Annotated in this window: 14 protein-coding genes; 5 read left to right on the forward strand and 9 right to left on the reverse strand. The window is 71.4% G+C overall.

Annotation, left to right across the window (positions count from 1 at the left end; genetic code table 11):
- Positions 1-15: 15 nt before the first annotated feature.
- The 3 genes from ABD817_RS29755 to ABD817_RS29765 all read right to left on the reverse strand — a co-directional run bounded on the left by ABD817_RS29755 (position 16) and on the right by ABD817_RS29765 (position 1,884).
- Positions 16-681 carry a copper resistance CopC family protein gene (locus ABD817_RS29755; protein WP_344921535.1) on the reverse strand — a complete coding sequence of 222 codons (666 nt, stop codon included), beginning with the start codon at positions 679-681 and terminating at the stop codon, positions 16-18.
- Between the two features lie 115 nt (positions 682-796).
- Complete coding sequence (locus ABD817_RS29760; RefSeq protein ID WP_344921536.1) at positions 797-1,345, reverse strand: hypothetical protein; 549 nt, start codon at positions 1,343-1,345, stop codon at positions 797-799.
- Positions 1,346-1,428: 83 nt separating this feature from the next.
- A complete protein-coding gene (locus ABD817_RS29765; RefSeq protein ID WP_344921537.1) occupies positions 1,429-1,884 on the reverse strand; it encodes an Lrp/AsnC family transcriptional regulator in 456 nt (151 codons plus the stop codon).
- Positions 1,885-1,977: 93 nt separating this feature from the next.
- Here ABD817_RS29765 and ABD817_RS29770 point away from each other — a divergent pair, with 93 nt between their 5' ends.
- Together ABD817_RS29770 and ABD817_RS29775 are read left to right on the forward strand one after the other, a co-directional pair.
- Complete coding sequence (locus ABD817_RS29770; RefSeq protein WP_344921538.1) at positions 1,978-2,847, forward strand: LLM class flavin-dependent oxidoreductase; 870 nt, start codon at positions 1,978-1,980, stop codon at positions 2,845-2,847.
- Positions 2,844-3,269 (forward strand): nucleoside deaminase, encoded by a 426-nt coding sequence (locus tag ABD817_RS29775; protein WP_344921539.1) that lies wholly within the window; start codon positions 2,844-2,846, stop codon positions 3,267-3,269. The genes ABD817_RS29770 and ABD817_RS29775 overlap by 4 nt, the downstream gene beginning before the upstream one ends.
- 24 nt (positions 3,270-3,293) lie before the next feature.
- Here the strand turns inward: ABD817_RS29775 and ABD817_RS29780 are convergent, their stop codons facing one another.
- Entirely contained in the window at positions 3,294-4,202 is a 909-nt protein-coding gene (locus ABD817_RS29780; RefSeq protein WP_344921540.1) for an alpha/beta fold hydrolase, read from the reverse strand.
- 169 nt (positions 4,203-4,371) lie between these two features.
- Positions 4,372-5,334, reverse strand: a complete 963-nt coding sequence (locus ABD817_RS29785; RefSeq protein ID WP_344921541.1) for an ArsR/SmtB family transcription factor — start codon at positions 5,332-5,334, stop codon at positions 4,372-4,374.
- Between the two features lie 104 nt (positions 5,335-5,438).
- Here ABD817_RS29785 and ABD817_RS29790 point away from each other — a divergent pair, with 104 nt between their 5' ends.
- The gene (locus tag ABD817_RS29790; RefSeq protein WP_344921542.1) at positions 5,439-6,623 is read left to right on the forward strand and encodes an MFS transporter; all 1,185 of its coding nucleotides are present in this window, start codon (positions 5,439-5,441) and stop codon (positions 6,621-6,623) included.
- Positions 6,624-6,653: 30 nt separating this feature from the next.
- Here the strand turns inward: ABD817_RS29790 and ABD817_RS29795 are convergent, their stop codons facing one another.
- The 3 genes from ABD817_RS29795 to cobF all read right to left on the reverse strand — a co-directional run bounded on the left by ABD817_RS29795 (position 6,654) and on the right by cobF (position 9,471).
- Positions 6,654-7,493 carry a pentapeptide repeat-containing protein gene (locus ABD817_RS29795; protein WP_344921543.1) on the reverse strand — a complete coding sequence of 280 codons (840 nt, stop codon included), beginning with the start codon at positions 7,491-7,493 and terminating at the stop codon, positions 6,654-6,656.
- A gap of 83 nt (positions 7,494-7,576) precedes the next feature.
- The gene (locus ABD817_RS29800) at positions 7,577-8,434 is read right to left on the reverse strand and encodes a putative protein N(5)-glutamine methyltransferase (RefSeq protein ID WP_344921545.1); all 858 of its coding nucleotides are present in this window, start codon (positions 8,432-8,434) and stop codon (positions 7,577-7,579) included.
- A gap of 251 nt (positions 8,435-8,685) precedes the next feature.
- Entirely contained in the window at positions 8,686-9,471 is a 786-nt protein-coding gene (gene cobF / locus ABD817_RS29805; RefSeq protein WP_344921546.1) for a precorrin-6A synthase (deacetylating), read from the reverse strand.
- A 141-nt stretch (positions 9,472-9,612) separates the two neighbouring features.
- Between cobF and ABD817_RS29810 the strand changes: the two genes are divergently transcribed.
- Both ABD817_RS29810 and ABD817_RS29815 read left to right on the forward strand, forming a co-directional pair.
- A complete protein-coding gene (locus ABD817_RS29810; RefSeq protein ID WP_344921547.1) occupies positions 9,613-10,101 on the forward strand; it encodes an NUDIX domain-containing protein in 489 nt (162 codons plus the stop codon).
- A gap of 154 nt (positions 10,102-10,255) precedes the next feature.
- Complete coding sequence (locus ABD817_RS29815) at positions 10,256-10,606, forward strand: PRC-barrel domain-containing protein (protein WP_344921548.1); 351 nt, start codon at positions 10,256-10,258, stop codon at positions 10,604-10,606.
- Positions 10,607-10,826: 220 nt separating this feature from the next.
- Here the strand turns inward: ABD817_RS29815 and ABD817_RS29820 are convergent, their stop codons facing one another.
- Positions 10,827-12,980, reverse strand: a complete 2,154-nt coding sequence (locus ABD817_RS29820) for an RICIN domain-containing protein (RefSeq protein WP_344921549.1) — start codon at positions 12,978-12,980, stop codon at positions 10,827-10,829.
- Positions 12,981-13,396 lie beyond the last annotated feature (416 nt).

A 13,396-nucleotide genomic window follows, 5' to 3' on the forward strand; every position in this document is an offset into this window, starting at 1 on the left:
CGCCCGGTCGGTAGATCACTCCGTACCACCGGGCTCGTCACGGCGGGAGACGCGGAACCAGACACCGGTACCGACCACGACGAGGACGAGGAGCGCGATCCAGGTCCAGCCGGGCAGCCCCTGACCGTCGCTTCCCTGGTCGTCGGCGGAGGAGACCAGGCCGGGCTCGGGGGTGGACGAGGCGGCGGGCGAGGCAGCGGGTGGGGCGGTGGTCGCCGAGGTTTCCGGCGCCGGGGTGGACTCGGCGGCCGAAGCGGGTGCGGGCGTGGGTTCCGCGGTGGGTTCCGCGCTGGCGGACGGTGTCGCGGGAGCGGTCACGGTGAAGGGGATCTCCCCCTCGATCGGGTGGCCGTCGGTGGAGACCACCCGCCAGGCGATCACGTACTTGCCCGAGGCCAGCGTCTCGGGGACACCGGAGGTGACGGTGTCGCCATCGACCTTGGGCTTGCCGAGGTCCACGGTCGTGCCACCCGACTCTCGCAGCGCGACGGCGGGGAAGCGGACCCGGGTGGTGAACACCAGCTTGATCCGCTCAAGGGTGGTGACCTTGGCCCCCTTGTCGGGCGAGCTGCTCTTCAGGCGGTCGTGGGCGAGCGCGGCGGGCGTGCCGAGCGTCAGGAAGACGGCGCAGAGCAGCGCGGTCACAACGGTCGTGCGGGCGAATCGCGGCAGGGACGCCATTTGTCTGCTCCAGGGGAGACTCCCGGCGGGAAACCGGGAAAACGGGAGGACGCCTCGGAACACGGAGGCGTGTCTGGTCACGGAGGCGCGCCGGCCGCCGGACCTTCCCGGTCCCTCAGCCGACGCTGCGCGGCGCGGGAGGGCCGCGCCGCCGCAGCGCGGGAAGGATCTCCCAGCCGCCGTACGGCCGGACGCCGGTGACCGGGACCGGCTGTCGCACCGGCGGTGTCACCCCGGCGGGAGTCGCGAGGAGCGGCCGGATCAGCGGCATCCGCCCGCCGTACAGGCGGATCATCAGCCACAGCGCGCTCTCGCCCCGGTGCAGCCACCATCCCGTGCCCATCGCCACCACGAGGTGCGTCAGCGTCATGCCGGGACCGGGATGACCGTGGGCGGAGACCGTCAGGTGCGACGCGGGCGCGGCGCCGTCGAACAGCTCGTGCAGCAGGATCTGCGCGCCGACGGTGGTGGCGAGCACGACCTCGGGGCCGCGCTCGTGCCCGTTGAGCGCGTACGCCACGCAGAAGGCGGCCAGCGCGCCGAGAACGGCGAGGTGCGGCGGGATCAGGCCGCCCCCGGCCAGGGCGTGGCCACCCGCGGAGACCACGACGCACAACGTCGCGAAGACGATGGCCCGTGGCACGCGCAGCGCCGTTGAGGTCACGCGGAACATCCTGTCAGCCGGGCGGCGCGCGGAGAAGGCCGGGGCGGGGGGACGGTGCGCCCGGCGCGGCGCCGGTGCCGTGGTCAGCTCGCCCGGGGGTCCCTCGGGCCACGGTAGGGCAGTGTCTGGCTGTAGACGACGTTGGTGGTGGTGCTGCCCAGCTGGGCCAGCTCGTTGACGAGCTCTTCGAGGTGGCCCATGGAGGTCGCGGCCACCTTCAGCATGTAGCAGTCGTCACCGGTGGTCCGCAGGCACTCCAGGATCTCGGGGCGCTCGTCGAGCAGCCGGTGCAGTGGCTGGTGCCGGCTGCCCGGATACTTCAGGCGCACGATGGCCAGGACCGGGAAACCGGCCTTCTCCAGGTCGACGCCCGCGTGGTAGCCGGTGATGACGCCCGCCGCCTCCAGCCGCCTGACCCGCTCGGTCGTGGCGGAGGCGCTGAGGTTCACCCGCCGTCCCAGCTCGGTGATCGGGATGCGGCCGTCCCGCTGGACCTCGACCAGGATCGACCAGTCGATCGCGTCAAGATTCTCGGTCATTGGGCAAAGATACCGGCATATCAACGGCATACGACGCCGTACACCGGGATGAATCCCTTCCAGCCGTACATGATCGCTCGATAGCCTGAAAAAGTGAGAATAGGCGTTAACATCCTGAATTTCGGACCCGGCGCCGACCCCGGAGTCCTGCGCGGCTGGGCGCGGACGGTGGAGGGACTGGGTTTCCACCTGCTCATGGTCTCGGACCACGTCCTGATAACCCCCGATGTCGCCGAGCAGTACCCGGCGCCGTTCTACGAGCCCTTCACCACCCTCGCCTGGCTGGCCGGGGTGACCGACGAGATCCGGCTCGGCACCACGGTGCTCATCGTGCCGTACCGCCACCCGCTGCTCGTCGCCCGCATGGCCGCCAACCTTAACCGGCTCAGCGGCGGGCGGCTCGTCCTCGGCGTGGGCGTCGGCTGGGCGCGGCAGGAGTTCGAGGCGCTCGGGGTCTCGTTCGAGCGGCGCGGGGCGCTGACCGACGATCACCTCCGGGTGATGCGCGCGGCCTGGGCCGACGAGGAGGACTACCGGGCCGGGCGGATACCGATCTGGGTCGGCGGCAACAGTGACGCCGGTCTGCGCCGGGCGGTGCGCCTCGGCGAGGCGTGGCACCCGCTGCGCCTCACCCTCGGCCGGATGCGCGAGGCGCTGGACCGGCTGAAGGTCATCGCGGACGAGGAGCGGCTGCCGGTGCCCGGGTTCGCGCCCCGCATCGCCCTGCGGCTCACCGATTCCCCGATCACCGTCCCCGGACGGCTCGCCGGGGAGGGCACGATCGACCAGGTCCTCGACGACCTCGAACAGCTGCGCCTGCTCGGTGCCGGCACCGTCGTGCTCGATCCGTTCAACGGCGACCCGCAGGAGACGCGCCACCCGGAGGTGGCCTGGCAGGCGCTCGCGACCGTGGCCACCCACTGGGATCTGCGCACACATCAACTACGAACGGGACAATCATGACGAACAACGATGAAAACTATCTTCGCCGGGCCATCGAGCTCGCCGCCAAGGCGCGGGCGACCGGCGACGCCCCGTTCGGGTCGCTGCTGGTGGGCCCGGACGGCACGGTCCTCGCCGAGGAGCACAACACGGTCCTCAGCGACGGCGACATCAGCGCCCATCCCGAGCTGAAGCTGGCCAGATGGGCGGCCCGCGAGCTCGACCCCGGCGTCGCGGCGGCCACGACCATGTACACCAGCTGCCAGCCCTGCCCCATGTGCGCGGGCGCCATCGAACGGTCCGGTCTCGGCCGCGTCGTGTTCGCGCTCTCCAACGAGCAGCTCGCGAGCCTCAAACCGGGGGGCGGCTGGCCGCACGTGTCCCAGGAGGGTCCCGCGCTGTTCGACGAGGCGCGCGTCCCGGTCGAGGGCTACTACGTCTGATCGAGGGGCATCGGGGGGACTCGGTCACCGCCGCGTCGTGACCGGGCTCCCGGAGAGGAACGAGCCGAGCAGCTCCGCCGTCGTCTCGGGCACCTCCTCGGGGATGTAGTGACCGCTGGGCACCGCCTGGCCTCGCACGTCGTCCGCGTACCGCCGCCAGACGTCCAGGACGTCGTAGTTGCGTCCGACGAAACCGCGCTCCCCCCACAGGGCGAGTACGGGGCAGGTCACGCGCCGGCCCGCGTCCGCGTCGGCGTCGTCGTGACGCAGGTCGATGCTCGCGGCGGCCCGGTAGTCCTCGCAGGAGGCGTGGATGGCCGCCGGATCGGAGAAGCATCGGACGTACTCCTCCTGGGCCGCCGGGTCGAACGAGGTCCCGCCGTGCTGGACCTTCATGTGGGCGCGGATCCAGTAGCCGGGATCCGCGCCGATCATGCGTTCGGGGACGCCGTCGCCCGCGGCGAGGAAGAACCAGTGGTAGTAGCCGAGCGCGAACGCGGCGTCGGTGTGCCGGAACGCGTGGCGGGTGGGCACGATGTCCAGCACGGCCAGCCCGGTCACCGCCCGGGGCTCGTCCAGGGCCAGGCGGTGGCCGACCCGCGCTCCTCGGTCGTGGCCCGCCACCGCGAAGCGGTCGAAGCCGAGCGAGCGCATGACCAGCAGCTGGTCGTGCGCCATCACCCGCTTGGAGTAGGGGCCGTGGTCCGGCGCGGAGGGGGGCTTGTCGCTGTCCCCGTACCCCCGCAGGTCGGTGAGGACCACGGTGTGCTCGCGGGCGAGCACGGGCGCCACCCGATGCCAGATGAGATGGGTCTGCGGGTAGCCGTGCAGCAGCAGCACCGGCGGGCCGTCGCCCGAGACGTACGTGTTGACGCGCACGCCGTCGGCGTCGATCTTGTGGTGGGCGAACGAGGGAGGCAAGGGGATGCTCACGGTGGTGTCTCCGATGGGCGCGACGGGTCTGTGGGATCGGCCGGTCGCCTCGCGGCCTCCGGCCTGTCCCCTGCCTGGATACCGGAACCCGGCGGCGCCTGTCGTCCGGAACACGTCCACGGCCTCGTTCTTGGTCTCCTCCTGGCGCGCTTCCCTCACCTCGCCGCGTTCAAGCATTCCATTCCGTTAAGGCGTCGCCCATCGGGGTGCGTGCGTAGAGCACCGACCGCCCGCTCCTGCCGCGCGAGACCAGCCCCGATCGCCTGAGCACCGCGAGGTGGTCGCCGACGCCGCCGAGCGTCATGCCCAGCCTGGCGACGAGCTGGCTGGTGCTCGCGGGCGTCGCCAGCTCCAGCAGCACCGCGGCCCTGCCCCTGCCGAGCAGCGCGGCCAGGCTGCCCGGCGCGGACACCCGGCTCTCCCACAGCGCGGCCACACCCCGCGCCGGGTAGGTGAGCCCGAAGGCGCGCGGCGGGTCGAGGTAGACGATCCTCCCGCCGAACGCGTTGGGCATCAGGACCAGACCGACGCCGCCCAGCCGGTGCGAGGCGCCGGTCACCCGGCCGAGCAGGATCCGATCGCCCTCCAGCGACATGTGCACGTCCAGCTCGTCGAACACCTCGGCCCAGCCGTACACCGCCAGCTGTCCCGCCCGCCGCACGATGTCACGCTCCAGGAGCGCGCGCGTCCTCGGCCAGTCGGGCTCGATCAGCTCGCTCCACGCGGCGGTCAGGCTCCCGGCCACCCGCTCGGCGACGTCGGGCACGTCCAGCGCCGCGGCCGTCGGCCGGCCCCGGTAGCTCAGCTCCAGGTCGGCGCGGGCCTTCCGGTACGGCGTGCGCCGCACGGCCAGCGCCTCCTCGGAGAACGTGGTGTCCACGCGGGGCGGCGGCACGCAGAAGAAGTCGGGCACGTAGTCGGTGACCACCAGCAGGTCGGCCAGGGCCCGCAGGACGGGGTCGGCGGCGACCAGCGCCTCGTAGCGGTCGCGCACCCCGGCCGTCCACCGCGACATCCCCGGCGGAAGCCGGACACCGGCGAGCAGGGGCAGGGCGGTGACCACCTGGGCCATCGGCGACATCACGAAGCGGGTGCGCGCCAGGTCCTCGGGGGTGCACTCCAGGTAGGACAAGGTTTCGCTCCCTGCGGAGGTTTCCGGCGATGATTTCCGACGAGGGTTTCGCCTCCTGACGAAACAGTAGCCCGCCGTGCGGGGCGGCCCGCATGCTCCGACGCGTGAACACCTATCGGGAGATCTTCGCCGTCGGCCAGTTCAGGACGCTGTTCGCCGCGCAGGCCGCGAGCGTCATGGGCAAGACCATGGAGAGCCTGGCGTTGTCCACGCTGGTGTACGCCCACACCGGCTCGCCGTTCCTGGCCGCGCTGGCCTACCTCGCGGGTTTCCTGCCGCAGGCCGTCGGCGCGTTGACGCTCGGCGGGCTGGCCGACAGGCTGCCGCCCCGGGCGCTGCTGGTCTCGTGGGACCTGGCCAGGGCGGTCGCGGTCGCAACGCTCGCCCTCGGCGCGCTGCCGGTGTGGGGGATGCCGGTGCTGGTCATGGCGTGCGGGCTGTTCGACGCCGTCGCGGGCGGCGCGCGCCAGGCGCTGCTGGCCGACCTGCTGCCGGGCAACGGCTACGTGCTGGGCCGCTCGGCGCTGAACATCGCGGTCGGCGCCACGCAGATCGCCGGGTTCGCCCTCGGCGGGATGCTGCTGGCCGTGACCGGGCCGTACACGGCACTGTGGGCGGGGGCGGCACTCGGCGTGCTGGTGGCGCTCACGCAGCGGCTGGGGCTGAGGGCCAGGCCGCCGAGGATGTCGGAACGGCAGACCTGGCGGCGCGTCTGGGCGGTGAACGGGGAACTGCTGGGCGATCGGCGGCTTCGTGGGCTGCTGCTCGTGCAGTGGGTGCCGAACGGGCTGGTCGTCGGGGCGGAGGCGCTCTACGTGCCGTACGCGGGCGGCTCGGCGGGGGCGCTGTTCATCGCGGCCGCCGGTGGCATGCTCGCGGGGGATCTGCTGGTCGGCCGGTGGACCACTCCCGAGCAGCGGGTCCGGCTGGCGGTGCCGCTGTTCACGCTGATGGCGGTACCGTACCTCTTCTTCGCGCTGTCGCCGGGCGCGTGGGCCGCGACGGCGCTGGTGGCGGTGGCCTCTTTCGGGTTCGCCGGGCATCTGGGCACGCAGGAGCGTTACGTGGCGGCGGTGCCCGAGCGCGTCAGGGGGCAGGCGCTCGGGCTGGCGGGCAGCGGCACGATGGCCGGACAGGCGCTGGCGGCCTCGGGGACGGGAACGCTGGCCGAGTTCGTACCGGTCTCCGCGGCGATGGCGCTGGCGGGGGTCGCGTCACTGGTGGCGACCGCGTGCCTGTCCTCCGCCCTGACCCGCCCCGCGCGGGAGCGGGCGCCTGCACGGCCGTGAACCGGGGGCGACCGGTGAGTACGGGGAGGACTACCAGTGGGCCGGTCGGGTGAGTGAGGGGGGCAGCGTGGTCCTGGCGTCGCCTTTCGCCGCGTCCAGCTGGGACTGGATCAGGAAGATGCTCCCGGTGAGGTCGGCGCCCGAGAGGTCGGCACCCCTGAGGTCGGCCCCGATGAGATCGGCCGTCCTCAGATCGGCGCCCCTGAGGTCGGCCCCGATGAGGTAGGCGCCCCGCAGGTTGGCTCCCCTCAGGTCGGCGCCCCTGAGCTTGGCCCCGATGAGGTCCGCGCCCCTGCGGTCCTTCTTCCCGCGCCCGGCTCCGGCGCGCACGAGCTCGCTCGTCCGCAGCAGCAGGGCGTTGACCTCCCGCCGGTGGGCCGCCACGTCCAGTCGTACGAGGGCGTCGGGGCTGTCGCGGGTGAGGCGTTCGGTCTCCTCCAGCGCGAGGCCGAGCTCACCGTGGATGGGGAGGGCCGGTCGCAGCGTCAGCGCCTCGCTCAGGTACCAGAGCAACTCGTGGAGGTCCCGCATGATCGGGAACACCTCGGACATCCGCTTCGCGGTCCGCGGCGCCCGCCGCCAGTCCTGCCCGCCGAAGGTGACCTGGGAGACCTTCTGCCCGGCGCCGAAGCAGTCGTAGACGGTGCAGCCCCGGAAGCCCTTCTCCCTGAGGCGTGTGTGGATGCCGCAGCGGAAGTCCGTCCGCAGGTTGGGACAGGGCTGCCCGGCCTTCTTGTCGATCGCGAAGTCCGACGAGGCCGAGAAGGCGGGCACGACACAGCACAGTGCGAAGCAGCTCTCACAGTCGGCTCGCAGATCGGCGCGATCCCCCCTCGCGGAGGGGGCTGCGCGTTCGCGGCTCTCGGACAATGCGCGGGATCTCCTGAACGGGGCTGTTGTGCTGTTCACAGCCATCGGGACATGGCTGTGAACAGCGTTTTCACCAGCGAAGCCTACCCGACCCCGCCGATCTCCCGATCGCGGGCGGGCATGGTCCCGACGACGACGGTGGCGTCCAGCTCCTCGGAGACGGCCACCCTCGGGATCAGCCCGTTGCGGGCGAAGGCCTCGGCGGTCTGTGGCGCCTGGCGCTCGCTCGTCTCGATCAGCAGGTGGCCGCCCGGTGCCAGCCACCGTGTCGCCGCCGAGGTCACCCGGCGCTGGATCTCCAGCCCGTCCGCGCCGCCGTCGAGCGCCACCCTCGGTTCGTGCACGCGGGCCTCCGGGGGCAGCAGCCCGATCGCCCCCGTGGGCACGTAGGGCGCGTTGGCGGTCAGGATGTCGACGCGGCCCCGCAGCGCGGCGGGCAGCGGCTCGTAGAGATCACCCTCGTACACCCGGCCGCCGGCGACGTTGCGCCGGGCGCAGCGCACCGCGGCGGGGTCGATGTCGACGGCGTGCAGTTCGACCCGGTCCAGGGCCGCGACCAGCGCGGCGCCCACCGCGCCGGAACCGCAGCACAGATCGACGACGATCCACGGCCGATCGGGGGCCTGACCGGCGGGGCGGTCGTTCGGCCCGATGGCCCGATGGGCGAGGGCGACGGCCTGGTGGACGAGGAACTCGGTGCGGCGGCGGGGCACGAAGACCCCGGTGTCCACGGCTATCCGCAGCCCGCAGAACTCCGCCCAGCCGAGAACGTGTTCGAGGGGCAGACCGGCGACCCGCCGGTCCACCATGGCGGCGAGGTCGGACGGCGTCCGCGCCGTGGCGACGAGCAGCCGCGCCTCGTCCTCGGCGAAGACACAACCGGCGGCCCGAAGCCTGGTGACGATGACCGGTTGGGGGAGAAATGACGATAAAGCCGACATTGGAGCCTTTCGGAATGCCGATGGGGCTCCCTCGGTCACCTACGTCAGAAGGACCGCGCGGCCGTGAGATGGGAGCACCCGACCTGAAACAGCGGTAATGGGTCTCACCTCCTCGATCACGTCCATTGCTGGAGGACAACACTACCCCCAGCCGATCCGCCGTACGAACACATCGTGACTCTCCCCCTCTCGTCGGCGAGGGGGCTTTCCGCCGCGCCGAGAGCCCGGCACGCTGACGACCGCGGCTCCCGTCAGGAGGGAGACCCGGGACGCTCCGCGTGGGGTGCCCGCCTCAGCAGGTAGGTGTCCATGATCCAGCCCTTGCGCTCCCTGGCCTCGGCGCGGACGTCGCGGATCCGGCCGGCGACCTCCTCGACCGGCCCGGCCACCAGGATCTCGTCGGGGGTGCCGAGATAGGCGCCCCAGTAGATCTCGAAGCCGTCGGCGTCGGGCAGGGAGGCGAAGGCGTGGCGGGCGTCGAGCATGACGACGATGTCGTCGGATTCGCCGGGGCCCTCCTCGGACAGGCGGCGGCCCGTGGTGATGTGCAGGGGCCGCGCGACCTGGGTCAGACTGGTGCGGTGCCGGGCGGCCAGCGCGGACACGCTGCTGATACCGGGTACGACGTCGTACTCGAACCGGACCGTGCCCCGGCCGAGGACCTCCTCGACGATGGCCAGCGTGCTGTCGTAGAGGGAGGGGTCGCCCCAGACGAGGAACGCGCCGGTCTCGCCGTCGCCGAGCTCGTCGCGGACGAGCCGCTCGTAGATGTCGGCCCGGCGCGACCGCCAGTCCTCCACCGCGCCCGCGTAGGCGGGGGTGGTCCGGTCGCGGTCGGGGTCGCGGGCCTCGACCAGCCGGTACGGGGCGCGGGCGTGCGCGTCGACGAGGTCCTGCCGGAGCTGGACGAGGTCGTGTTTGGCCTCTCCCTTGTCGAGGATGAAGAACACGTCGGCCGCCGCGATGGCTTTGACCGCCTGGAGGGTGAGGTGGTCGGGGTTTCCCGCGCCGATGCCGATGATGAGGATTCGCTTCACGGGGGAAAGTCTGCCCTCCGCGCGAAGGGGACGTCGCGCCGGGCGGCGCCTTGACGCCGATCCCCGGTCCGCTCCCGTCGAGGATCCCCGGCGAGGGCGGGAGGGTGAGCCAGGACCTCGTTCTGGTCTAATCTCACGATCGTGACGATCAGGAACTCGCACTGCTCCTTCTGCGGCGGAGCCTTCGCCCCCGGCCAGGCGTGGCCGCGCACCTGCTCCGGCTGCGGGAACACCTCCTACCTCAACCCGCTGCCGGTCGCGGTGATGGTGCTGCCGGTGGACGACGGCCTGCTGGTGGTCCGCCGTGGCGTCGAACCGCACCGGGGCGCCCTCGCCCTGCCCGGTGGCTTCGTCGACATGGGCGAGTCCTGGCAGCAGGCGGCCGTCCGGGAGCTTCGCGAGGAGACGGGTGTCGTCGTCGACGCGGACGGCGTGCGGCTCCTCGACGTGCTCAGCGCTCCCGACGGCACCGTGCTGGTCTTCGCCCTGGGCCCGCGGACCGGCGCGGCGGACCTTCCGCCGGTCGTGCCGACGGACGAGACGACGGAGTGGCTGCTGATCGACGGGCCACGAGAGCTGGCGTTCCCGCTGCACACCCGGATCGTGGCGGAGTACTTCGCCGCGAGATGACCGCGGCGGTTCTCGGCGGCGGATTCGGGCTTCGACCTCGCCGGGAAGGACAGGGGCTCTCTTCGGGACGGCTCCCGATCCCCCACGGCCTGTTTAGCGCGGGCGCGACGGGTAGAAGGCGGGTGTTCTACCTTCGCTGACGAGGAGAAACGCCATGACGGAGAACGTGTGGAGCTACCGCCCCGAGGCCTACAGTGGCGAGCAGACGCTGGATCTCGTGGGGTTCGACGTGGAGGCCACCGACGGCAAGATCGGCTCGGTGGACGAGGAGAGCAACGCGGTGGGTGACAGCTACATCGTCGTCGACACCGGTTTCTGGATTTTCGGCAAGAAGGTCGTGCTACCGGCCGGCACCGTGCACCAGATCGATCCGCAGGAGCGCAAGATCTACGTCTCGCGTACCAAGCAGGAGATCAAGGACGCGCCGGAGTTCGACGAGGCGACCTACCGGGAGCCCGACTACCGCGACAAGCTGGGGGGCTACTACGGCAGAGGCGCGCTGTAGTCGTTGATCGTCGACGAGCCCCTCCCCACCCGGGGAGGGGCTCGTTCTTCGTCTCCACCCGTTCCGCGTCCTTCGGAGGGTCAGCCCCCGACGCGTCCTTCGAGGGTCGGCTCCCGGCCGGACACCTCGCGGCGGATGTCACAGCAGGGCTTCCGGCCGCGCGGCCGGGCGCCGCGTTCCAGGACCCCGAAGCGGCTCTGGAACGCGGCGGGAGGTTCGATCAGGGGTAGTTGACCAGGTTGGCCACGTTGGTGCTGGAGTTGGACGGGCCGCCCGTCGTGTTGATGATGTTGCGGATCGTGCCGACGCCGCCGAGCGAGACCGTCACCATGTTGTGGAAGCGGACCCCCGGCGTGTTCGGCACCTCGAACGCGCGGGCCGCGACCACCCCCGGGTTGACGTTGAAGTAGCAGTAGCTGCCCAGGCCCCACGCCTCGTGCGTGGTGACCGTGTTGGCCACCTTGTACGCGGCGTAGCCCTGCGTGCTCCCGTTCATCCAGGCTGCCTGGTTGGGCGGGTCGTAGGGCATCTCGTTCTGGTAGAAGTACGTCCGGCCGCCGTTGCCGTTCCAGACGGTCTGGTGCTGCTGGTAGTGCTCGACGAACAGGCCGTACATCGTGACGTCGTCGCCGTTGACGGTGAGCCCGTTGGCGGCGGTGTTGGTGTTCCAGCCGATGCCGCTGCCGTGGTCGCCGCGCCAGATCCACAGGTGGTCGCCGATCACGTTGTCGCTGTTGACGACGAGGCTCTGGGTGGCCTTGCCGACGGCGGCGCCGCCGACCCGGAAGTACACGTCGTGCAGCGACGTCGGGTTGGCGGCGTGGCTCGCCGACGCTCCCGTGGGGCCGACCTGCATCAGCATGGCCGAGTTGGTCGTGCCCGCGTCGATCAGCAGTCCGGCGACCTTGACGCCGTCCACGTCGGCGACGGTCATCGCGGTCACGCCGTTGTCGGGGATCAGCGTGGCCAGGCCCAGGCCGAGCACGACGGTGTTGGCCCGGGTCACCCTGATGGTGTCGTTGAGGTGGTAGACGGCCGGGGTGAACAGCAGGTTCAGCCCCTGTGCGAGCGCCGCGTTGATGTCCGCCGCGGTGTGGCCGGGCTTGACGACGAAGAACTGGTTGATCGGGATCGAGGTGCCCGCCGGGTTGCCGCCGGACCACGTCGTGCCGGTGGAGTTCGTCCGCAGCGCCGGCACGAACACCTGGTAGGCGCCGGCCTGGTCGACGTACAGGAACGGCTTCTCCCGCACGACCGGCGTGGTCGCGACCCTGGTGTACGGCGGGTTCGGGAAGTTGCCCGCGGGCGGGTTGTTGACGCCGACGAACACCATGTTCCAGTTGGAGCCTGTCCAGCTGCCCCACTCGGCGTTGCGCGACAGCCACTGCTGCTGCGAGCCCGACCTGACCTGGCCGTCGATCTTCGAGTCGGCGATGAGGCCGCCGCTCGACCAGCCGCCGTCGTCGAGCTGCAGGTTGCCGCGCAGGTGCATCCGCCGGTACGAGGCGGCCTGGGAGACCGCCCAGCGGTCGCTGCCCGACGGCGGGGTGACCGACAGGTTCTCCGCGCCGCGCCAGAAGTTGTGGGTCGCGTTGCCCTGGAACCAGTCGGCCTCTGCGTGCACGGTGCCGTTGATGGTGACGTTGTCCGGCGACAGGCCCAGACCGGCGATCTGCGTGTAGAAGCCGATGTTGGCGTCCACCGAGTACGAGCCGGGCTTGAACAGCAGGGCGAAGCGGTTGCCGCCGAACTGGTTGGTCTGCTGCTGGCTGAAGACCGAGTTGAGCCTGGCCTGGATGGTCGCGGTGGGCGTCGACGGGTCGAAGATGCTCACGTTCGGGCCGAGGTCGGGGTTGTTCCCGGTCGGCGGCGGGTTGCCCAGGCTGAAGGACTGGGCGGTCGTGCCGTTGCACGTGTACTGCTGGAACTGCACGCTGTCCCCGATCGAGGCGCCCGGCACGTCGAGACACTTGCCACTGTGCCGGTTGACGAAGTGGTAGAAGCCGCCGGGTTCCTCCACGGCCTGCCACTGCTGGTTGTTGCCGCCAGAGTACGACCAGAGCTGGATCGGGGCACTGTCGGCGGTGGAGACGTTCACGACGTCCCACGCCTGGGCGGTGTTGTTGCCGTTGTTGACCCGGTAGAACCCGCCGCTGGTCGGCTGGAACTGCCAGAGCTGGGCGGTCGAGCCGTTACACGCGTACTGCTGGACGACGGTGCCGTTGGCGGTCGCGGCGGCCCGCGCGTCCACGCACTTGCCGCTGTTGCGGCTGATCACGGTGGTGAGCCCGGTCGGCGGGGCGGCCTGCGCCGGGCCGGGCAGCCCGACCAGGAACGCCGCGACCACGGCGAGTGCCATGAGGATGTGTCTCATCCGAGCCTCCTGGGATCCTGCCGTGACGCGGACGAGGTGCGGGCGCGCCCGGCCGGTGGCGTGGCGGGCCCGGTGGCGCGGGCCGGTGCGGCGACCGCGCTGGGGAGCGGCGATGGGGGGTGCTGCGAGGTCACGGTGGCTCTTCTCTTCTTTTCGGGTACCGCGGAGTGCGTTCCTGACGCACGAGGACCCGCTGGCCCGTACGGTGAGGTGACGGGCTCCCGGGGGCCGTTCCAGCGGCCCGGGGGAACACCCGATTAACTTCACCTCTTAAATTAACTCGGATCCAAACACGCGGACAGGAATTTTGTCAACAGGAAAGTTTACAAATAGTAATCGCATGGACGTCATAGTGCGGGATCGCACCACGGGATTCCGGTGAGGTGAGACCGGCGGCGGATCCCGCTCTCCCCGGT

It is taken from the genome of Streptosporangium oxazolinicum, from assembly GCF_039537505.1.
GTDB lineage: Bacteria > Actinomycetota > Actinomycetes > Streptosporangiales > Streptosporangiaceae > Streptosporangium > Streptosporangium oxazolinicum.